Genomic DNA, 20,335 nt, shown 5'->3' on the forward strand with positions numbered 1-20,335 from the left:
CTGAAGTGACGATAATGTCGCCATGGCTTTAATCGTACTCACTGATGCAAAACTGGCTTTTGGCCACGTTGACCTCCTCGCAAACACTGCTTTCTCATTGGAATCTGGGGAGCGGGTTGGCTTAATTGGCCGTAATGGCACTGGCAAATCCTCTTTATTGAAGATCTTGGCTGGCATAGAAAAAATGGATGATGGTCTGCTGCAATACCAGCAAGGCCTTCGGATTGCCTATGTTCCACAAGAGCCGATATTTGAGGCTGAAGAGACTGTCTTTGATGCGGTATCCAAAGGCGTAGCTCAAGCCAAAGCTCTACGTGAAGAGTATGAAGCTCTCAGCATTGGGGAGTGGGATGATGCCGCTCATCATCGCTTGGATGAAGTGCAGTCCCAATTGGAGGCGCTCAGTGGTTGGAATTGGGAGCAGCGCGTTTACGAAACTTTAGATCGTTTACATTTAGATGCTGACCTGAAGATCAATACTTTATCGGGTGGAACTAAGAAGCGTGTTGCTTTGGCTCGCGCTTTAGTTGAAATGCCTGATGTATTGCTCCTGGATGAGCCAACCAACCATTTGGATTTAGATTCGATTTCTTGGTTAGAGGATTTGCTAAAAGAATATAAAGGCTCTGTCATTCTGGTTACCCATGATCGCGCCTTCTTGGATAACGTTTGCACACAGATTGTGGAGCTAGATCGCGGAATCTTGCGTACTTATCCAGGGAATTTCTCGGCCTATGAAGTATTAAAAGATCAGGAAATGAATTCTGAATCTTTGGCTAATGCGCGAGCAGATAAATTACTTGCTCAAGAAGAGGTTTGGATTCGTAAAGGCGTTGAAGCAAGACGTACTCGCAGCGTTGCACGTATTGCTCGCCTAGAAAATCTGCGGGCTACTCGCTCACAAAGACGGGATGCGGTTGGGCAAGTTAAGCTGGCAGTGTCATCCGGGGATAGAAGCGGCAAGATCGTAGCTGATCTTCAGAATGTCTCCAAGTCTTATGGCCGCCCGATTGTGAAGGATTTCACAGCAACGATATTGCGTGGCGATAAAGTAGGTCTGCTTGGGCCAAATGGTGCTGGTAAGACAACGCTATTGAAATTAATCCTCGGAACCATTGCACCGGATTCTGGCACGGCAACTATGGGCACCCGGATTGAGGTTGCCTATTTTGATCAGATGCGCGAAGGTCTTGATCTTAATGCTTCGCTTGAAGATTACATCAGCCCAGGTAGCGAGTGGATTGAAATCAATGGCAATAAGAAGCACGTCAAGAGCTACTTAAGTGATTTTTTATTCGCACCAGAGCGAACTAATTCACCGGTAAGTACTTTATCTGGTGGAGAGCGCAACCGCTTATTGTTAGCGCGTTTATTTGCGCGACCTGCAAACGTATTGGTTTTGGATGAGCCAACCAATGACTTAGATATCGATACCCTAGACTTGCTTGAGCAATTACTCCAAGACTATAAGGGTACCGTGTTTTTAGTCAGCCATGATCGCTACTTCTTAGATAATGTGGTGACCAGCATCATTGCCAATGAAGGTGATGGGTTCTGGCGCGAGTATGAGGGTGGTTACGAAGACTGGAAGATTCAAAAAGCACGCTCAGATAAAATTCGAGCTGCCAATGGTGGCAGCAAGGCGACAGAGAAGTCTGAGTCAAAGTCGGATGTAAAAACCGAATCTAAGATCGAGCCCAAGCCTGCAGTTGCAAAGGGTGGCGTACAAAAGCTCAATGGCAAGGAGCGCTTGGAGTTGGAGGCTTTGCCTTTGCAAATCGAAGTGCTAGAGACGGAGCAAGCCGAGATCGGTATTTCTATGAGCAATCCAGATCTTTACAAGAATGAACCTGAGCTAGCAGCAAGCATGCAAGCGCGCTTATCAGAAATTACGGCTGATTTAGAGGTGAAGTTGCAACGCTGGGAATTGCTCTTAAGTCGCTCAGAATCTTAATCTGCTTTAAGGCGCCTAGATTTAAGGCGTGAAAATCCTTCAATCGCGAAGGATCCGACTAGCGCAATCAATAGGGCGATCGCACTAGATGGTGCCGTCTTAATTGTATTGATGAGAAGCGCAGCGAATAAGCTTAAGTTAATCACAATCGCACACCACAGAATTTTTGGCTTAGCGCCTGTCTGGTGGTGAACGCGGAGATGCCCATAGGTAATCACGGCGTAAACCAAGAGAAACGCCAGGCTAGCCATTTGACCTACTTCGCTTAAGGGAAAAATCAAGGCTAAAAAAATCACCCCAATGGATGACATAGTGAGCGCGTGTAAATTATTCTTCAGCACTGTATTGCCCAGAGCACTTGAGATTTCTTTCTTTTCTGCAACATCAGCCGCGATATTAGAAGCGGCAAAAATAGTGGCATTCACCGCTGCCGCGCAGGCTAGTAGGGCGGAAATACTAATTACGATAAAACCCAGTTTCCCGGCTACCAGTTTTGCTGCATCAGCCAAGACATGTCCATTGTCAATTTGCATGACATTGAGTGGCATGAGCAGTACCACTACGATGCTGACTGCTAAGTAGGCAACCGTCACTAAGACGAGTGCGCTAAACATGGCTAGAGGTAATTCTTTTTGAGGGCTTTTCATGGCGGATGAAGAGTTAGTCACCACCCCAAATCCCTGGAAATTAATATAGAGAATGCCGGCAGCTACTGCAATTCCCTCAATGGATCCGCCACCCATGTGAAAACCTTTGAAATCTGCCTGATTAAATCCCATAGCGGAAAATACGAGCAGGCTAATCACAACCAAACCAATTGCAATCATTTCTGCTTTGCCGACCAAACTCGGGCCCAGCAGGTTAAGAAAAGTACAAGTCAGAATGATTGCTGCGGTAATGCACTTCAATAAGATTGGCGATAGGTCTCCACCAAATAGGGTATTGGTGTACTCCACAAAGCCTGCGGCATATAGAGCGGCAGCAATGAGGTAGGCGATGTATTGAAAGAGATTAATTCCGCCAGAAATAATCCCTGGCCCAAAACTCATCACCGTGAAGGTGGCAGCTCCACCACTACTCGGAAATGCAGCCCCTAGCTTGGCGTAAGAGTAGACCGAAAATGAAGCTGCAATAGCTCCGATCAAAAAAGCTAAGGGAACATGTGTGCCAGCATGTGAGCTAGCCAATCCTAGTAATGAGTACAAACCTGCACCCATCATGCCGCCAATGCCTAAGGCGGTGGCGGAAAAAAGACTAATGTCCTTGGCTTGCTTGGGATTACGTTTAAGTAAGTCTGAGCTCAACCGAACTTAACCTAAATTCGTTCGAAGCAGTTGATTGCGTAGGCGCGTAATCTCATCTAGAAGATCGAGAGCTAAGGCAACCCCGGGAGTATTGAGTTCTAAGTCATGTGTGAGGTGAGCAGCTGTTTTTGCACGCTTGAGTGAATCTCCGCTAAAGCGCCAGTCTTCTGGGGATGAGCCAGCAGGACTTAAGACGCCTTCCGATACCCAGGACATGATGAGCTCTTCCGGTGCGCGTGTGGCTTGTGATATCTCCACAATGCTCATATGCACCTCATCATCAATAACTGTACCCTCGATCCAGGTGATTTGTGTTTGGGTCATGTTGATCATCCCTTCAAATGGGTTCTGGGGTTGAAGTCAAATGCCTTTTCTAGGGCTTGATAGGCTTCTTTTTGTGCGTCGGTATCCGCGCTTGGTAAAACAATATTTGGTACGACGTATAAGTCGCCAGCCTCTTTGCTGGGGATGCCTTTTCCTTTTAGTCGCATCTTGCGACCACTCGCTGTGCCAGCCGGAATTTTTAATTCCAGAGTGGAGCCTGCGGGAGTGGGGATGTTGACTGTTGTTCCTAGTGCAGCCTCCCAGGGTGCGAGTGGCAAATCCAAATAGACATCTTTGCCATCTACGCGATAAATAGGATTTGGGTGGAAATCAATTTCAAGGTAGAGGTCACCAGCGCCCCCTGCGCCCATGCCGGGTCCACCTTGACCGGCTAGGCGTAAATTTTGCCCAGCCTTGATACCTTTCGGAATGCTGACATCGAGTTTTCGCTCTTGAGTGCTGACATGACCATTAGCATCTTGGGTCGGCATGTGAAGGGCAATAGTGCGTTTAGCGCCGTTGTAGGCATCAGCAAGATCGATGAGTATTTTGGCGTGGTGATCTTGACCCTTTAAGTCCATGCCTTGTCTTGGGTTCCCACTGCGTCCACCTTGGCGATGTTTGCCTCTACCAAAGAGTGACTCAAAGAATTCGCTTTGATCGCCTTCATAGCCACCACCAAAGCCGCTGTCTGAATATTCAAAACCTTCATTCCAATTCGGTGGAGGGGTGAAGTCTTGGCCATTCTTCCAGTTGGCACCCATACGATCGTAAGCAGCGCGTTTCTCGGTATCTTTTAAAACGGAGTAGGCTTCACCAAGTTCTTTGAACTGGTCTTCTGCGCCAGCCTCTTTATTGACGTCTGGATGATATTTACGCGCCAACTTGCGGTAGGCCGTTTTAATTTCTGCTTCGGTAGCGCTGCGTGCTACACCAAGTGTCTCGTAGTAATCCCTGAATTTCATAATCCTGATGGAGTCCTGATTGAATCAATAAGCTTAATTCTACAGTCCTTACTGCTGATTTCTATCTTCTGGCTGACTTAGCTCATCACTCCAATTTGCCAGGGTACGAATTCGTAATCCCCTAGGCCCAATAATTCACTTTTAGAGGCTTCCCCTGAGGTTGTCCTGAGAAACAGCTCAAAAATACGTTGTCCCGATATTGTCATTGGGATGGAGTCGAATAATCACCCCTATTAAGCGCTTTTCTGAGATTTCAATCATGGGGCTTTAATTAGGTTTCAGGTTGATCAGTGAGCTAGTAATCGTATGACTCAAATGACAAATTTTTAATGACTCAGGTCAAAGATAATGACTTCAGCATCCTTACCCTTGCTGATGAGTAGATTGTTCTCATTTTCTATCAAGAGGGCATCTCCACCGGAGAGGGGTATGCCGTTGATATGAAGGACGCCCTTTACAAGATGAACATAAGCCTTGCGCTGTGGGTCAAGTTCTATTTGCTCTGATTGGGCCCCATCGAAAAGACCCGCGTACATCCTGGCATCCGCATGAATTTTGACGGAATGGCCCACACCATCCGGGGAGGCAATGAGGCAGAGTTTCCCTTGTTTGGCTTGCGTGGGAATCGATTTTTGCTCGTAAGTTGGAGTAATTTCCATGGCGTTTGGCTCGATCCAAATTTGTAGGAAATGGGTAACTTGATTTTTAGCGTGGTTGAACTCGCTATGGGTAACGCCACTTCCGGCGCTCATGCGTTGAACATCGCCTGGCGGAATGCCTTTGATATTCCCCATGCTGTCCTCATGAGCCAATTCGCCAGATAAAACATAGCTAATGATTTCCATATTGCGGTGACCGTGCTTGCCAAACCCCATGCCCGCCGCTACTCGATCCTCGTTGATCACTCTTAAATTGCCCCAGCCCATGAATTTGGGATCATGGTAGCCAGCAAACGAGAAGGAGTGAAAGCTTTTGAGCCAGCCATGGTCTGCAAAGCCACGGTCATGTGCTTTTCGGAGAGTTAGCATGATGAAGATCTTTTATGGAGGGGGTAAGCACATTATCATTAGCTTTTGACATATTTGCCGATTGGCCTTCCATGGGAAGCATCAAACAAGACATTAATGAAACCTTCCTCGGTCTCTATGAGACCGCCCAGGAAAAGTGGGGCGACTTTACTCAGTTCTTAAAAGAGGCTTGGCCCCTTTTAACGATTTTGTTATTGGTTTTAATGGGGATTTGGTGGTACGCCGATCCGCCACCGCCCCGGCATGTTGTGATGGCAACGGGCCAGCCCGGCGGATCCTATGATGCCCTGGGCAAGAAGTACGCTACTTTTTTTAAGAAAAAAGGAATTTCCCTTGAGTTACTTGCAACTAAGGGGGCTGAAGAGAATATTGCGCATTTAGTCGATCGCAAAGATCCCGTGCAGGCTGCTTTTGTGCAAGCTGGTGTATTTAATCCCCATGGTGTTCGGGGTGTGGAATCTTTGGGGGCAATTTCTTACGATCCGATTTGGTTGTTCTATCGCGGCCCTGAGGTCAAGGCAAATGATTTTCAGGAAATTAAGGAGCGCTCCAAATTTTTCCTGAATTCTAAAATGTCTGTAGGTGCAATGGGCAGCGGAACTTATGCCCAGGCGATGCACATCCTTAAGGCCAACGGATTTGAGGAGGGCGCTCATTTCCTAAATCTCTCTGGCGCCCAATCAGTAGAGGCTTTAAAAAAAGGGGTAATTGAGGCAGCGTTTATTGTGGATGCCTATGAAGCGCCCAATGTGCAAACATTGCTAGCAGATCCGAACTTCCATTTAGCCGCCTTCCCTCGGGCAGAAGCGTATTCTCGTTTGCTGCCTTATATGCAAATTCTGAATGTCCCGGCAGGTGCGTTTAGTTTGTCGCGAAACTTTCCAGCAACGGACATCAAACTCATGGCCTCAACAACTAATTTGCTGATCGATGACAGAATGCATCCAGCCCTTCAGTTTTTATTCCTTGAGGCTGCACGAGAAATCAATGGTAATACCTCCTTCTTTGCGGAGCGTGGCGAGTTTCCATCATTTAAAAATACAATCATGCCTGAGAGCCCGGTGGCACTTCATTACGAAAAAAATGGCTCACCTTTATTAATGACCTATTTGCCATTTTGGTTGGCTGAGTTGATTAACCGCCTAGTATTTGTATTGCTACCATTCTGCGCATTGGCTTACCCGGTGCTGTTGACGTTGCCGGGTTATCGCAATAAACGCATGCGCCGGAAGATAGATCTGCTCTATGGTGTTCTTAAGACGTATGAGCAAGAGTTAGCTACTAACTTCGACCCAGAATCAAAAGATGAATACCTTAAGAAACTTGATTTACTCGAATATCAAGCTCTTCAGTTAAGGGTTTCAAAAAGCATGTCCGGTGATTACTTCGCTTTGCGGACTAGCATTGATTATGTACGGAGTTGCTTAAATCGAGGCTTTCATCCCATTCAGTTCCAAGAGGGCCCCAGTGGCGTATAGTTTGTTAATACTTATTAACACGTAATTCTGATGAAACCTTACGATCACCCTGCTCGAAAACAGTTACACGAAGAGGTACATGCGCGTCCGCCAATTGCTCTCTGGCCGAATGAAAGGGTGCTCTCGCAATCCTTTTTGCTAGATGCCAATTCTCGCCAGACTCAAATTGAGTGGATTCAAAAGCTTAGCGCTGCATTGGGTATTTCTAGCGATAATGAACAAGACCATTCTTTTAAGATGCTCACCTTGGCGCCAGAGCCGGAGAGGGTGCTTATCAAATGGGAGTTGCATGGTGAGTTTGCAACTATCGCAGCGATTGTGCATAACCCCATCAAAATTACTGGACCACTCCTAGAGTCTCGCCTTGCTCTTGAAAAGGATTTGGATGCACTATTTCAAGGCTTAGGATGCCCCACCATTGTTGAAGCGGGGGGTGAAAGAATTTCTGCCTTAGATCTAGCATTTGAACATCGCGCACTATTTGCGGAGGCTCAAGAAGTATCTGCCATTTTTAGTGGAAATACTGTATTGGGTAGCTACATTCTGTCGAACAAGAAGGCTCAGCTGTGGACGGATTTGCGCTTGGATGAGGATGGGTTTATCTCCTACTTTATTCCGCATGATGTTTTAGGTTCACGCCAGGCTGGCCGTGTGGCGCGAGCGATCGCTGAAGCAGAAACCTATCGTATGGCAGCCATGATTGCCTTTCCCGTTGCCAAGAGTCTATCTATGCCGCTGAGAAGTGCGGAGTCGGAATTAGCGGACTTGTCTAAAAGCATCTCCCAGTTACAAACCGAGCCCGGTGTACATACTGAAAAAGACGGGCAGTTTTTGGGTGAACTTTCTCATTTGGCATCAAGGGCTGAGCAGTGGATCTCGGGATATGGACTGCGCTTTACTGCTTCTGAGGCCTATAGCCAATTGCTCAGTAAGAACTTGTATGAGCTAGCTGAATCCCCGATAGCTGGAGTGCAGTCCCTCTCCGAGTTTATGGATCGACGTTTTCAACCCGCTATGGGTACCTGTATCTGGACGCAACGAAGATTAAAGGAATTGTCTGATCGCATTTCAAGAACAACTCAAACCTTAAGAACGCGTATTGAGTTTGTGAATGAAGAGCAGACACAAAAATTACTCGCTAGCATGGATCAGCGCGCACGTTTGCAATTGCGATTGCAGGAGACTGTAGAGAGTCTGTCAGTCCTGGTCTTAACTTACTATGCCGTGAGTTTATTGGCCTATGTTGCCAAGGGCGGCAAAGAGGCTGGCTTTGCGATTCATCCAGAAATTGTTGCTGCAATTGCTGCTCCCATAGTGGCGATCATCTTCTTATTCATTAGCAAGCGAAGACGCAAGCGAATTATTGATATGGGCAAATCTCTGTAGACATTAAAAAAGAGGCCGAGGCCTCTTTTTTAATAAGCGGAAATACTCTTAACCCAAACTATCAGCCCAGATGTTGTGCGCCCAGCCCCAAGCATAAACGCCTTCAAGCGTAGTTGGAGCAGGTGAGAGGCCACCAGAACCAGGAACGGTCTTGAAGGTTTTCTCAGCAGCGTTGTATTGGTGAACGCTGGCAACGTGAACCACTTCTCGATCATTCACAAAGCTGTAGCAGGTGTTGGTGAGTACTGGTGCTGGATTCACTTCCCAGCCACTTAACTCTGCAACGATAGCTGCAGCTGCCACTTTGGCATGTTGGTTAGCCATGTGGCCAGACTTCGGCATTAATGGTGCGATTTGAATCGCATCGCCCAAGACGTGGATGTCCTTGCGGGCAGTTGATTCAAAGTTGAGGAAATTGACGTTCACCCAACGACCATTGGAATTGGCTAATCCGGATTTAATCGCAATCTCACCAGCAGCCATTTGTGGAAGGACATTCAAGACATCGGCTTTCACATCATCCTCAACTTCGAGTTTGAGTGTTTTGGTTTTGGCATCAACACCAACTACATTACTCTTTGGTCGGTACTCAATGATTCCGGCATATTGCTCAGCCCAAACCTTTTTGAATAATGCCCCTTTAGAGGTGACATCTTGGTTGGCATCCAAAATGACTACCTTGCCTTTAGGATTACGTTGTTTAAGGTAGTTCGCCACTTGGCAAGCCCGCTCATAAGGGCCGGGAGGGCAACGATATGGAGCCTCTGGAATGGTAATTGCAAAAGTGCCACCTTCACGCATAGCGGCAATCTGCTTATGCAGTGCCACAGTTTCTGGTCCTGCTTTCCAGGCCTGCAAAGTCACGCCATCCTTGTTGGCTTGAGCAAGGCCTTCAATACTTTTGAAGTTCAGTGAAACGCCAGGGGATACAACGGCTTTGTCGTAACGCAATGTTTTGCCAGAGGCGAGCGTAACTGTTTTCTTATCTGGATCAATACTGCTGACGCTATCTTGAATAATCTTGATGCCATGACGCTTGCTGAGAGTGTCATACGGAGAGGTAATTTCAGCTAAAGTGCGCGAGCCGCCAATAACTAAATTGGACATTGGGCACGAGATAAATGAAGTATTTGGCTCGATGAGAGTTACTCGCGCAGTGTTATTGGAGAATAAGCGTAAATATTTAGCAGCAGTAGCGCCACCATATCCACCACCGATAACGAGGATTTCTGCTTTTTGTAAAGAAGCTGCTTTTGTTTGGCTAGAGAGCCCTGCGAGTAGACCTACTGCTGCAGCGCTCTGACCTATAAAATGTCGACGATCCATGGCGCCTCCTTATTGTTTCTTGCCAAGTTGATTGGCAATAGTGGTGAGTTGTTCTTCTGTGTAGCCTTTTGTTAGCTGAGGCATGATGGTGCCTTCAAGTGCACCGCTCTTGTATGCCTTGAGCTTAGCCAGCATCTCTTGACTAGTGAGATTGTTAATCAGCGGCATTCCGCCATCAACCACACCCTTACCATCAGTACCATGACAATTAGCGCAGGTTGCAGCAAGGCTGCGTTTATATAGTTGGTCGGCAGTTTGGGCGTGGCTTAGCCCGCTCCACTGGCTAAGGCCAATCATGGCGCTAGCCACCAAAATAGGTTTTAAGTACTTCACTCGCATAGGGATAGTCTCCGTCATACATAAAGCTGTTCTTGGGATGTTGCTGATATATCCTATCTTAATCAGATAATGGCCGGATTAGTAATTTTACTTAGATTGATTTTCAATAAGCTCAGAGCAAAAAGCGAGGTTATTGCTGCCGATAGTTTTTAGCATTTAAACCCAAGACCTATAAACTAGCAGTATGCGAGGCTCATTCACTTACCGAAATGCAATTTTTATCCTACTTCTAGGTGTATTTACCTATCTATATGGTTTGGATAGTCGCTTTGCTCCTAAAAATGGGGATGAGTATCCCTATATGCACATCGTCAGGATGACTGCAGATTCCGGAGCTTGGTTGCCTCTGCAGTCTGAGATGGATGGTATAAAAAATACCAAGCCTCCCTTGGTATTTTGGGAGGGTATTGCTAGTACTGGCTGGGGTAGTGATTGGACTCTTCTAGCGCTGCGTTGGCCCAGTGTTTTATATACCGGCTTAACAGCATTTTTCTTATTTTTGGCGGTGGCTCGTTTTAGCGGCAAAAAACAGACCGGCTTATTAGCAGCTTTAGTATGGCTCTCCTTTTTTGCGACTTACCGCTATGGACGCCCATTTCTGACGGATCCCCCTGAAGTATTTTGGTTAAGTTTGCCATTTTTTGCGCTGCTCTATTGGGGCAGGGCAGCGTTTGAGTCGAAACTATTATTTCCAGTATTGGCGGGCGCCTGCTTTGGTATGGCCTTGCTATCAAAATCGTTTGCTTATATTGTTCCTGCCACATTTGCGCTGGGATTATTCTTCTGGCGCTGGCGTAAATGGAGTCTGCCAAAGGTCTTATTGCAAGATTTGTATAAAGTGATTTTGGTTGCCATTCTGGCCTTGGGTGTATTTGCTCTCTGGTTTTTGCTGGACCCCTTTCCAGAGGCGGTTTGGAAAGAATTTGTTCTTGGTGAGAATGCGGGCAAGTTTGCTGCGCGTAGCTCAAGCTACCTTTTAGATTTAGTGCGTGGCGGGGATAGCATTTGGATGCTGGCCTTAACGACCCTAGCGAATGCGGGTCTGTTCACCTTTGTATTGATTTCTACATTGATTCAATGTTGGCGAGAGCGGCGTTTTATATCGATTGAAGAGTGCCTGTTGCTACTCATGGTGTTGGCTTTTTTCATTGTGTTTAGTTTGCCAAGTCAGCGCTCTGGTCGTTATCTACTTCCAGTGATGCCAGCATTTGCTGCTTTAATCGCAATGTACTGGGATCGATTGCCTTTGTGGGGATTTCGGATTGCATTGCTACTGCAGTTGGTCTTACTTTCAGCTCTCACTTGGGTTGGTGGAAATTTACAGTTATCGAATTTCTTGGGTCAGCCCGACATTTGGAGTTATTCCCCTTGGCACTGGGGGTTCATGGGAGTCTCGATTGCCTTCATACTGCTCGGCATATTCAATCGAGAGAGAAGCAAAGCAATCGCTTTGGCTGGATGCTTTCTTTGCTACTGTGCGCTGACAACTAGCCTATCTCCTTTGGAGGGTTCTTTGGGTCGATATTCACAAAGCACTATTCAGGATGTTGCTGGAAAAGATGTTTGGGTGCCTTGCGACTATCGCGCCAAGGATGAGGAGTATCGGCTCTTATTGCCAGGAGCAATATTGCATGGTTACTTAGCCAAGGATGCTGGCCAAATTGATTTGCTGACTAGTACTTATCCGTTGCTAGCAGCGCAGTCACCGATTGGCGTGGATCCCGTGCTGTGTGAATCTTGCAAGATCGTGGGTAAACGTATGGAAATGCGAGCCCGTCATTCTGAAGCTGAAATTCAGGCGATACTCAGAGGTCATATTGGGGAACACCTCTTTGTGAATGAATATTTAATTTCTACGCCAGCAACAATTGCGTTGCCCTTAATAGGTAAGGATGCTTGTCGATGAGCCGTGTCATTGCTTTTAGTTTTTTATTACTTGCTTCAGTGCTCAGTTACCTTCACATTGATAGTCGTCCGACATGGGCGCTGTTCGCAAACGACGTTCCAGTCAGCAATGCCAATCCACTGGATGATGTATTGGAACCAAACGAAATCAGCAAGCCAAGTAAGAATGTAAAAAATTCTACGCCAGTAAAAATTGCTCAGCCAAGTTTGCGGAGTGATTGGCTGCCGGATACTGGGGCGCCATCAGTGCATGCCGCCTCTTTAATTGCGCTCAGGGATGGTGGAGTCAGAGCTTTTTGGTTTGCAGGAAGTCGTGAGGGTGCGCCAGACGTTGTCATTAATACATCTGTTTTTGATCCTCAGGCATCGAGGTGGAGTGCTCCAACTGTAGTAATGGATCGCGTTAGTGCTGAGAAGGGCTTATCCCGTTACATTGCCAAGCTAGGCAACCCGGTTCCCGCAAGAATGGCTGATGGTCGCATGCAGTTATTTTTTGTGACTGTATCTATTGGGGGTTGGGCAGGCAGCTCAATCTCTTCAGTGATTTCAGATGACGAGGGTTTGACTTGGGATCGGCCTCAGCGACTTATTAGCTCACCATTAATTAATCTCAGCACCTTAGTGAAGTCTCCAGCCATTGCATTTGCGGATGGACGTCTTGGTCTGCCGGCATATCACGAGTGGATTGGCCGCTTTGGTGAGTTCCTCAGAGTCGAAGCGAGTCAGGTGATAGATAAACGCCGTATGAGCTCTGGTAGAGGTGCGATTCAGCCCGTAGTCTTTACCGATGGACCGCAAGAGGCAAGTGCTTTTTTCCGTCAAACTCGATCAAGCTCACAGCCAAAGCAAATTCCAGTTAGTGAAACAAAAGATGCTGGGCAGTCTTGGGTAGCAATAGGGGATCTTGAGATTCCAAACCCAAATTCAGCAGTTGCTGCACTCACTTTAGCTAATGGTACGCGATTAATGGTGCTCAATAATATTGAAGCAGGGCGCTACCGCTTGGTCATGGTGATGCGTGAATCAAACTTCCTTCAATGGAAGGTGATTCAAGTCCTCGAGGATGATGAGTCCTTGGTGAATGATTTGCATCGAGAGTTCTCTTACCCGTATTTAATTTCTGCCAGCGGTGAAGATGTCCATCTTGTCTACACCTGGGAACGAAAAAAGATTAAGCATGTTTATTTCCCTGCGAATTGGCTTAAGCATGCTGCAAGTAATCTCAAGGAAAAGGAAGTGCAATGATGACCCCATACTTACAAATCATTGCTTTGCTTGAGATGTCGCTTACCTGTGCGGTAGTGCTCATGATTCTCGTGCAAAAAGTATCCTCAACAGAGATCCCATTTGTAATTCGCCTAGCTGGAATCTTGTTATTGGGAAATCTATTTTTCTGGCCCCTAGGAATGTCGCTTGAATTACCTTTATCGGCCTATGTGCGTGGCGTTACTGGTGAGCTCAGTATTGTTTCTATGCTCTTATTGTGGGGGTCCATACTGCCATCTGCTAAAAAGACGCCGCTTGGATTTAAGGTGTCATTAGCGCTGATTGCGATAGCGTTTTATCCCCTAGCTCTTGGTTTCGGAATGGTGGATCCCTATGCGTGGGGTTACGGCTCTATTACGCTGTTGATTGCCGTCATTCTCTTTGCTGTTGCCTGTGGACTAGCGGGCTGGACCAAAGGTGTTTGGATTATTTCATTCGCGATGATTGCCTGGGCGGCTCATTGGCATGAATCTGCAAACCTCTGGGACTATCTACTAGATCCCTTCTTGGCAATCTGGGCGCTGATTGCAATACCGAATGCGATGTATCGCAAGCGTCGTGAAAAGGCGCAGTCGGGTTACCTCTTTAGAGCAGGTTAATTATTGGTGATCTAGTAACTGAGTCAATTTTCAGGTAACAAAAAAGCCAGCAGATCGCTGGCTTTTTTGTTGACTACTATTCCGAGAATTAATCTGGAATATTGGCTTTACGAATGACTGGACCCCATACGTTGATTTCGCTTTCAAGATGACTCTTGAGGCCTTTGGCGGATACTTTATCCATTGGTACGATATCGATATTGGAATCGTTCAAACGCTTTTGAACGTCTGGTGAATTCAAGGCTTTCTTCAAAGCAGCATTGATCTTATCCAGAATTGGCTGTGGAGTACCTTTTGGAGCGTACACACCATGCCAAACTTTCACTTCAAAACCTTTGAGGCCTTGTTCGTTCAATGTTGGCACATTAGGAATTGCGGGCAAACGCTTCATGGTTGTTGTACCAAATGCTTTTACACGACCGTCCTTGATGTAAGGAATGGTTTGTGTAGTTTGATCGCACAAGAGATCAACCTGACCACCCAAGAGGTCGGTCAAAGCAGGACCAGTTCCTTTGTAAGGGATGTTAGTTAACTTAACGCCTAAACGACTTTGGAACAATAGGCCGCATAGTTGTGACACTGCGCCAGGACCAGCGTTAGCCATCGTTACTTTAGAGCCATTAGTTCTGATGTAGGCTTCGAGCTCTTTAAAGTTGTTGGCAGGCAAATCTTTTTTACCCAGCAATACCATTGGTACGTCAGCTACTTGGCCGATGTATTCAAAGCTGGTCATTGGGTCATATGGGAGTTTGTCGTACAGCGCGTTTGCTGTAGCCATGCCCATATGGTGAATGTAGATGGTGTAGCCATCTGGAGCTGCGCGAGAAACTTTAGTAGACGCAATCGTGCCACCAGCGCCGGGAACGTTTTCAACTACAACCGTTTGACCTAAAGCTTGACCCATTGGCACTGCAATTAATCGTGCGATAGAGTCAGTAGGGCCACCAGCTGAAAATGGAACAACCAATTGAATGGATTTAGTTGGCCAATCTTTTTGGGCAGAAGCAATGTTGCTTCCTAATAAAGTACTGGCGCTGATAACAGCAGCTATTCCAGCAAATAAAGTTTTCTTTAATTTCATGTATGTCTCCGTTAATTTGTAAAACGTGCTAATTTTGCCACTTTTAAATACTATCGGCTTTAGGGTTTACCAGCAACTGCCAGTGTTCTTTGAGCCAATAAAACTACCGGCCGATCAATCATGCGGCCATCTAATTTCACGGCACCACCTTTGGATGCTTTATCGGCTTCAATGACTCGATGAGCCCAAGAGACCTCAGCCGCTGTAGGCATAAAGGCACTCTTAACCAAGGCAACTTGTTTTGGATGAATGCAAAGTTTTCCCCCAAACCCCATTCTTTTAGCGCGCTCTGCATCATCGGTAATGCGCTCAATGTTGTCGGTGGAAGGAGTAACCCCATCTATTGGAGGGGCAATTTGCGCCAAGCGAGAGGCCAACACAATCTGAAAACGGGCAGTTTGCAATTCAGTTTCCTGGGCATCACACACCATTCCGAGGTCGGCCTGTAAATCAAGGTTGCCTATTGCTAAGCGTAGCACTTGCTCTGAGTTCGCTATTTCATCTAGGTTGTGTAAGCCCAGCGCGGTCTCGATCATCGGGATGATTGCGGTGTTGGGAAGAATGAGTGCGGCCCCATTAATTTGGTCTAGCGACTCACTTTTAGGAATGAGTAAACCGGCGGCATTGAGCTCCTGGACCAAGATGAGGTCTGCCGCGTAAAACTTGCTGCCGGGAGAGTTTGAGCGAATGATCAGGCGCTTTTTTTGTTCCGCGGTAAATGTGGGCCAAGCGGTGCGGATAGCATCCCGCGCCTCCTCTTTATCTTCTTCAGTAACCGCATCCTCTAAATCGATGATGACGCTGTCGGCAGCACTATCTAGGGCTTTGGCAAAACGCTCTGGGCGAGTGCCTGGAACGAATAGGAAGGTACTGCTAAAGCCAGTGGGTGTATCGAGTGGGTTCATGTGAGGGGCTAATAAAGTAAGGGGCTAGGAGATTAACAAGCCCATCTTGGCTTGTTTGCGGATATTCCACAAGCGCTCAATGGCGGCGCTCATTTCAGTCGGAGTGGCGCCCTCACTAAATGCAGCGAGACGCATCGCCTTATCAGTTATCTCGGCGCGGCTGAGCGTATTACCGGGGTCACCCTTGGGTTCATCAACGCGACCTTCTAAAACTTCGCCATTATTTAAAGAGACTTTGACTTTTCCAATCCAACGTTGTGGATAGGCCTTATCCACTTCGGAATCCAAAGCCATGGTGACGCGATCGCGGAAAGCGCAAATTGCTTGATCATGAAAGTGTTGATCAAATTCCTGCAAGCCTGCAAATTGATAGTGGGCAATCAATGCCAATACAGTGCCCATTGAAAATTTGGATTGATGCACTGTTGCTGGATCAGTCACGGGGCCAAGCACATCAATTGCACCTTGATGAACTAAGGTTTCTACTTTGGCGATATCGCTGGGTTTGAGCTGATGTGCAAGCATGACTTGCAGCAAGGCATCTGCAGCAGGGTGGGTGTGACGACATGAGGCGTGATACTTAAAGCTGGTTTCAGCAATGGTCCAACGACTCCCCAAGCGATCAATCAGCTTGCTCGGATCTGCATCGTTCGACATGCCGGCTGCTAAGCCTTGTTTACCTTCTAGGATGTGCTCCGCACCAGTAAAGCCCGATTGAGCTAAGTAGGCCGACATGAGTCCGGTAGAGGCGGCATGTGCGGTGTGCAACTGTTTAGAGTCTGCAGCATCGCGGAGAAACTCCCAAAGGCCTGCAGACTGCGTACCGGCAGAGCCGAAGGCATGCAACATTTGCGTAGGGTTGAGTTTGAGTAGATGCCCTACGGCAGCGGCAGCAGCCAAAGTGCCCGCAGTTCCTGTGGTGTGAAATATTTTGTAATGTGAGCGCCCCAGAAATTCTCCAACGCGAATACCAACCTCATAACCAGCAACAGCAGCGACTAGCAGATCTTCGCCTGAGGCGCCAATCGTTTGCGCAGTCGCTAGCGCTGCAGGAAACACAACCGTGGCCGGATGAAAGACAGAGCCATTATGAACATCATCTTGCTCGGCTACGTGTGAGGCAGCTGCGTTGGCTAGCGCGGCCAAGAAGGGGCTCGAGCTCGTGCGGTTAATCAGAATTTCAGCACTGCCAGGATTGGTGTTGTTAAAGCCACCCATGCTTTGAGCAAACTGCGTAATCGTTTCAACTGGACGCGAACCTTTACCAGCAATAGCTGAGCCAAACCAATCCACCAGTAAATCTTCAGCGCGATTCATGACATCATTTGGAATATCTGCTGCCCTTAGATTGGCTGCAAAGGTCGCAAGCTCGCGGGAAAGATCTTGAGTCGTCTGAGTAGTCATGGATAAATTATCTTTTGATTACGCCAATACGGCAGTCGCCTGCATCGTGAGCCATCCTTCATGATCCTCGGCCCAGATGGAAATTGTTTTTCCGGACGAGTCTTTCGCAAGATCAGGCTTAGCACTCACTTTGAAGATATTGATGTCAAAGGTGGGGCGAATGGCACGGAACTCAAAACTCTTGAGGGTGCAACCTGGAATGCTTTGACGTACCAGGTCTACCAATAAGGTAGCAATCAAAGGGCCGTGAACAATCAAACCCGGATAGCCTTCAACCTCAGTAACATATTGGCGATCGTAATGAATGCGATGACCATTAAATGTCAGCGCTGAATAACGAAATAACAAAACATCATCCGGCGTAATGGTCTTTGTCCACTTAGCATCCGTAGGTGCTGGCGTTGGCGCAACGGGTTTGTCGTCTGGGCCTGGAGCATCGCGGTAAACAATATCGTGCTCTTCAACGATCGCTAAGCCATGTTGATTGGAGATTTGATGTTTGACCAAGACAAAGATGAGGTCGCCAGTGCGGCCTGCTTTATGGGTAACGGATTCAATTTTGGAAACACGTTCAATTTGATCTCCCACCGACAATGGCGCTAACCACTGAACACGACTTCCGGCCCACATACGTCGTGGCAATGGTACGGGGGGTAAAAAGCCCCCACGCTTTGGATGTCCATCTGGACCAATTTCAGATTGAAGGGCGCAGGGCAAAAAATACAGCCAATGCCATAACTCTGGAAGAAAGGTTCCATCAGTGGGTGCAGGGTCAGGTCGATCTAGTGTTGCTGATAATGCCTTGACGGGTGCAGCAGTAACGATATCTTGAAGGGTCTCAGTTTTCCCGAGCCATTCTTGGAGATGGGTGATGGTTTGAGCTTCGATTCGCATAGCTTCCATTATGCCAATTTCATCCCAAAATAAAGCGTTGCTAGGTCAATAAACTAGCAACTAAATAACTCAGTAAACCTGCCAGAGCAGATCCAGTCAAAACGGAGAGCACCCCTTTTTGAAATTTAAAGAGGGCGAGGCCAGCAAACAGGCTGATGGCGATAGAAATCCAGGAGATCGAGCCACCAAGACCATGTGGAAAGAAGACGTGATAAGCAAAGAAGAGGCCTAGGTTGGCAATGACGCCGACTACGGCTGCGGAGATGGCGGTTAGAGGTGCGGTAAAGCTCAGCTTGCCATGGGTAGACTCAATTAAAGGCCCGCCAACTAGCACCAAGAAGAAGGACGGTAGAAAAGTGAACCAGGTGGCAACGCAGGCGCCCAGCACCCCAAACCAAAATGGATTGGTATTACCAATGAGGTTTTGAATATGTCCAGCTAGGTAGCCAACAAAGGCTACTACCATGATGAGTGGTCCAGGGGTGGTTTCACCAAGTGCTAAACCATCTATCATTTGGCCAGCACTAAGCCAATGAAACTGATCGACCGCACCTTGGTAAACATAAGGTAGTACTGCATAGGCACCACCAAAAGTCAGAAATGCTGCCTTGGTAAAAAACCAAGCAATTTGTGGGTAGAGTGTTTTCCAGCCAAAAAGCAGGGCAAGAGCCAGAAATGGAATTAACCAGAGTGCTATAAAAACAGAACTCTGCTGCATCAATCTCTTAGAAGAAAACTTGGCATGGTCTGGAGTGGGGGTGTGATCGTCAATCAAGGCGGTGCCGTAATGTTTGTCCTTGCCATTGCCGTGCGATGGGGTTTGTTGAAAATATTCTGGATAGCGTTTACCGCCCCATATGCCAATTAAGGCGGCGCATAAGACAATGATGGGGAAAGCAAGATTGAGGATGAAGATTGCCAGAAACGAGCCAAACGCAATCCATCTCAATACTTGATTGTGGATGGTGCGTTTACCAATTCGGACGGCTGCATGTAAGACGATGGCGGTTACTGCGGGTTTGATGCCAAAGAAGATGGCGGCAATCCAAGGCACTTGTCCAAAGGTCATGTAAACCCAAGACAAGCCAATCAAAATAATGAGTGATGGCAGCACAAAGAGGGTGCCCGCGAGCACGCCGCCCCAAGTGCGATGCATGAGCCAACCGATATAGGTCACTAGCTGCTGGGCTTCTGGCCCGGGGAGGAGCATGCAGTAGTTCAGTGCATGTAAAAAGCGCCGCTCAGAAATCCAGCGGCGCTTCTCAACAAGCTCTTGGTGAAGGACTGCAATTTGTCCTGCAGGCCCCCCAAAACTAATAAAGCCAAGCTTGGCCCAAAACTTCAGGGCCTCGCTAAGTGGAACACTCAAACCTCTTCCATTCCGCCGACGACTTGACTAAAGCCGTTGTCGACGTAAATGATTTCAGCGGTAATGCCGTTTGCCAAATCAGATAATAAGAAAGCAGCAGTATTGCCAACATCATCAATCGTCACATTGCGACGCATTGGGGCGGTTTGCTCAACTGCTTCCAAAATCTTGCCAAAGCCTTTAATGCCAGCAGCAGCCAAAGTTTTGATTGGGCCGGCAGAAATGCCGTTGGCGCGAATCCCTTTTGGTCCCACTGAGCCGGCGATATAACGCACTGAGGCTTCGAGTGAGGCCTTAGCCAGACCCATGGTGTTGTAGTTCGGCACGTTGCGCATGCTGCCTAAGTAAGTCAGCGTCAGCAGGGAAGATTTATCGCGCAACATTGGTAAAGCTTCTTTTGCCATTGCTGGGAAGCTGTAAGCAGAGATATCGTGGGCAATTTTGAAGCCTTCGCGAGAAAGGCCTTCTAAAAAGTCACCGGCAATGGCTTCGCGTGGTGCGAAACCGATTGCATGGACGAAACCATCAAACTGAGGCCAGGATTTTGCTAAATCCTTAAATAGGGCGGAAATTTGCTCATCACTACCAACATCACAGTCAAAAATCAGCTCGGTATTGAATTCTTTGGCGAAATCGACAATCCGGTCTTTAAAGCGCTCACCAACGTAGGTAAAGGCTAGTTCAGCCCCTTCGCGGTGACATGCCTTGGCAATACCATAGGCAATAGAGCGGTTAGAAAGAAGGCCGGTAATCAGAATTTTTTTGCCAGCGAGAAAGCCCATGTTGTGTCCTTTGCTTCAAATGTGGT

General features: G+C 47.4%; 18 protein-coding genes. 6 read left to right on the forward strand and 12 right to left on the reverse strand.

The annotated features are described in order from the left end of the window. Window positions 1-22 precede the first annotated feature (22 nt). Window positions 23-1,954, forward strand: a complete 1,932-nt coding sequence (locus ICN12_RS07390; protein ID WP_216271865.1) for an ATP-binding cassette domain-containing protein — start codon at window positions 23-25, stop codon at window positions 1,952-1,954. Here the strand turns inward: ICN12_RS07390 and ICN12_RS07395 are convergent. The 4 genes from ICN12_RS07395 to ICN12_RS07410 all read right to left on the reverse strand — a co-directional run bounded on the left by ICN12_RS07395 (window position 1,951) and on the right by ICN12_RS07410 (window position 5,575). After that, complete coding sequence (locus tag ICN12_RS07395) at window positions 1,951-3,258, reverse strand: APC family permease (protein WP_216271866.1); 1,308 nt, start codon at window positions 3,256-3,258, stop codon at window positions 1,951-1,953. The two genes, ICN12_RS07390 and ICN12_RS07395, sit on opposite strands and share 4 nt — an antisense overlap. Window positions 3,259-3,264: 6 nt before the next feature. Next, entirely contained in the window at window positions 3,265-3,582 is a 318-nt protein-coding gene (locus ICN12_RS07400) for a chaperone modulator CbpM (protein WP_216271867.1), read from the reverse strand. Between the two features lie 5 nt (window positions 3,583-3,587). Then, window positions 3,588-4,547 (reverse strand): DnaJ C-terminal domain-containing protein, encoded by a 960-nt coding sequence (locus ICN12_RS07405; RefSeq protein WP_216271868.1) that lies wholly within the window; start codon window positions 4,545-4,547, stop codon window positions 3,588-3,590. Between the two features lie 326 nt (window positions 4,548-4,873). Next, complete coding sequence (locus tag ICN12_RS07410) at window positions 4,874-5,575, reverse strand: pirin family protein (protein WP_216271869.1); 702 nt, start codon at window positions 5,573-5,575, stop codon at window positions 4,874-4,876. 71 nt (window positions 5,576-5,646) lie between these two features. Here ICN12_RS07410 and ICN12_RS07415 point away from each other — a divergent pair, with 71 nt between their 5' ends. Further along, on the forward strand, window positions 5,647-7,053 hold the full coding sequence (locus ICN12_RS07415; RefSeq protein ID WP_216271870.1) for a TAXI family TRAP transporter solute-binding subunit: 1,407 nt from the start codon (window positions 5,647-5,649) through the stop codon (window positions 7,051-7,053). Between the two features lie 30 nt (window positions 7,054-7,083). Next, a complete protein-coding gene (locus ICN12_RS07420; protein WP_216271871.1) occupies window positions 7,084-8,439 on the forward strand; it encodes a DUF3422 domain-containing protein in 1,356 nt (451 codons plus the stop codon). 48 nt (window positions 8,440-8,487) lie between these two features. Here the strand turns inward: ICN12_RS07420 and ICN12_RS07425 are convergent, their stop codons facing one another. Further along, window positions 8,488-9,765 (reverse strand): NAD(P)/FAD-dependent oxidoreductase, encoded by a 1,278-nt coding sequence (locus ICN12_RS07425; RefSeq protein ID WP_216271872.1) that lies wholly within the window; start codon window positions 9,763-9,765, stop codon window positions 8,488-8,490. Between the two features lie 9 nt (window positions 9,766-9,774). Further along, the gene (locus tag ICN12_RS07430) at window positions 9,775-10,122 is read right to left on the reverse strand and encodes a c-type cytochrome (protein WP_255537748.1); all 348 of its coding nucleotides are present in this window, start codon (window positions 10,120-10,122) and stop codon (window positions 9,775-9,777) included. A gap of 166 nt (window positions 10,123-10,288) precedes the next feature. Here ICN12_RS07430 and ICN12_RS07435 point away from each other — a divergent pair, with 166 nt between their 5' ends. Genes ICN12_RS07435 through ICN12_RS07445 form a run of 3 tightly spaced genes read left to right on the forward strand, consistent with a single transcriptional unit; the run spans window position 10,289 to window position 13,874 of the window. Next, entirely contained in the window at window positions 10,289-12,010 is a 1,722-nt protein-coding gene (locus ICN12_RS07435; RefSeq protein ID WP_216271873.1) for an ArnT family glycosyltransferase, read from the forward strand. Next, the gene (locus ICN12_RS07440) at window positions 12,007-13,254 is read left to right on the forward strand and encodes a sialidase family protein (RefSeq protein WP_216271874.1); all 1,248 of its coding nucleotides are present in this window, start codon (window positions 12,007-12,009) and stop codon (window positions 13,252-13,254) included. Before ICN12_RS07435 ends, ICN12_RS07440 begins: the two co-directional genes overlap by 4 nt. Further along, window positions 13,251-13,874 (forward strand): hypothetical protein, encoded by a 624-nt coding sequence (locus ICN12_RS07445; protein WP_255537749.1) that lies wholly within the window; start codon window positions 13,251-13,253, stop codon window positions 13,872-13,874. Before ICN12_RS07440 ends, ICN12_RS07445 begins: the two co-directional genes overlap by 4 nt. Before the next feature lie 88 nt (window positions 13,875-13,962). Here ICN12_RS07445 and ICN12_RS07450 read toward each other — a convergent pair whose 3' ends face one another. From ICN12_RS07450 to fabI, 6 genes are read right to left on the reverse strand one after another with little or no spacing between them, the layout of a single operon-like run. Next, on the reverse strand, window positions 13,963-14,955 hold the full coding sequence (locus ICN12_RS07450) for a Bug family tripartite tricarboxylate transporter substrate binding protein (protein WP_216271875.1): 993 nt from the start codon (window positions 14,953-14,955) through the stop codon (window positions 13,963-13,965). Between the two features lie 59 nt (window positions 14,956-15,014). Continuing rightward, window positions 15,015-15,860: an HpcH/HpaI aldolase/citrate lyase family protein gene (locus tag ICN12_RS07455; protein ID WP_216271876.1), complete on the reverse strand. Its 846-nt coding sequence runs from the start codon at window positions 15,858-15,860 to the stop codon at window positions 15,015-15,017. Between the two features lie 24 nt (window positions 15,861-15,884). After that, entirely contained in the window at window positions 15,885-17,264 is a 1,380-nt protein-coding gene (locus ICN12_RS07460; RefSeq protein ID WP_216271877.1) for an MmgE/PrpD family protein, read from the reverse strand. Between the two features lie 18 nt (window positions 17,265-17,282). After that, window positions 17,283-18,167, reverse strand: coding sequence for an HTD2 family dehydratase (locus tag ICN12_RS07465; RefSeq protein ID WP_216271878.1), 885 nt, complete (start codon window positions 18,165-18,167; stop codon window positions 17,283-17,285). A 31-nt stretch (window positions 18,168-18,198) separates the two neighbouring features. Next, window positions 18,199-19,527 carry a chromate efflux transporter gene (gene chrA / locus ICN12_RS07470; protein ID WP_216271879.1) on the reverse strand — a complete coding sequence of 443 codons (1,329 nt, stop codon included), beginning with the start codon at window positions 19,525-19,527 and terminating at the stop codon, window positions 18,199-18,201. Continuing rightward, window positions 19,524-20,309: an enoyl-ACP reductase FabI gene (gene fabI, locus ICN12_RS07475; protein ID WP_216271880.1), complete on the reverse strand. Its 786-nt coding sequence runs from the start codon at window positions 20,307-20,309 to the stop codon at window positions 19,524-19,526. The genes chrA and fabI overlap by 4 nt, the downstream gene beginning before the upstream one ends. Between the last annotated feature and the right edge of the window lie 26 nt (window positions 20,310-20,335).

It is taken from the genome of Polynucleobacter sp. AM-25C3, assembly GCF_018882335.1.
Classification (GTDB): domain Bacteria; phylum Pseudomonadota; class Gammaproteobacteria; order Burkholderiales; family Burkholderiaceae; genus Polynucleobacter.

What these genes read in the sequence shown, in the direction of transcription:
- ICN12_RS07430 (WP_255537748.1), bottom strand. Translation starts at nt 10,122, where the DNA reads ATGACGGAGACTATCCCTATGCGAGTGAAGTACTTAAAACCTATTTTG.
- ICN12_RS07420 (WP_216271871.1), top strand. Translation starts at nt 7,084, where the DNA reads ATGAAACCTTACGATCACCCTGCTCGAAAACAGTTACACGAAGAGGTA.
- ICN12_RS07435 (WP_216271873.1), top strand. Translation starts at nt 10,289, where the DNA reads ATGCGAGGCTCATTCACTTACCGAAATGCAATTTTTATCCTACTTCTA.
- ICN12_RS07405 (WP_216271868.1), bottom strand. Translation starts at nt 4,547, where the DNA reads ATGAAATTCAGGGATTACTACGAGACACTTGGTGTAGCACGCAGCGCT.
- ICN12_RS07440 (WP_216271874.1), top strand. Translation starts at nt 12,007, where the DNA reads ATGAGCCGTGTCATTGCTTTTAGTTTTTTATTACTTGCTTCAGTGCTC.
- ICN12_RS07400 (WP_216271867.1), bottom strand. Translation starts at nt 3,582, where the DNA reads ATGACCCAAACACAAATCACCTGGATCGAGGGTACAGTTATTGATGAT.
- ICN12_RS07455 (WP_216271876.1), bottom strand. Translation starts at nt 15,860, where the DNA reads ATGAACCCACTCGATACACCCACTGGCTTTAGCAGTACCTTCCTATTC.
- ICN12_RS07390 (WP_216271865.1), top strand. Translation starts at nt 23, where the DNA reads ATGGCTTTAATCGTACTCACTGATGCAAAACTGGCTTTTGGCCACGTT.
- ICN12_RS07445 (WP_255537749.1), top strand. Translation starts at nt 13,251, where the DNA reads ATGATGACCCCATACTTACAAATCATTGCTTTGCTTGAGATGTCGCTT.
- ICN12_RS07410 (WP_216271869.1), bottom strand. Translation starts at nt 5,575, where the DNA reads ATGCTAACTCTCCGAAAAGCACATGACCGTGGCTTTGCAGACCATGGC.
- ICN12_RS07425 (WP_216271872.1), bottom strand. Translation starts at nt 9,765, where the DNA reads ATGGATCGTCGACATTTTATAGGTCAGAGCGCTGCAGCAGTAGGTCTA.
- ICN12_RS07465 (WP_216271878.1), bottom strand. Translation starts at nt 18,167, where the DNA reads ATGGAAGCTATGCGAATCGAAGCTCAAACCATCACCCATCTCCAAGAA.
- ICN12_RS07415 (WP_216271870.1), top strand. Translation starts at nt 5,647, where the DNA reads ATGGGAAGCATCAAACAAGACATTAATGAAACCTTCCTCGGTCTCTAT.
- ICN12_RS07450 (WP_216271875.1), bottom strand. Translation starts at nt 14,955, where the DNA reads ATGAAATTAAAGAAAACTTTATTTGCTGGAATAGCTGCTGTTATCAGC.
- ICN12_RS07460 (WP_216271877.1), bottom strand. Translation starts at nt 17,264, where the DNA reads ATGACTACTCAGACGACTCAAGATCTTTCCCGCGAGCTTGCGACCTTT.
- fabI (WP_216271880.1), bottom strand. Translation starts at nt 20,309, where the DNA reads ATGGGCTTTCTCGCTGGCAAAAAAATTCTGATTACCGGCCTTCTTTCT.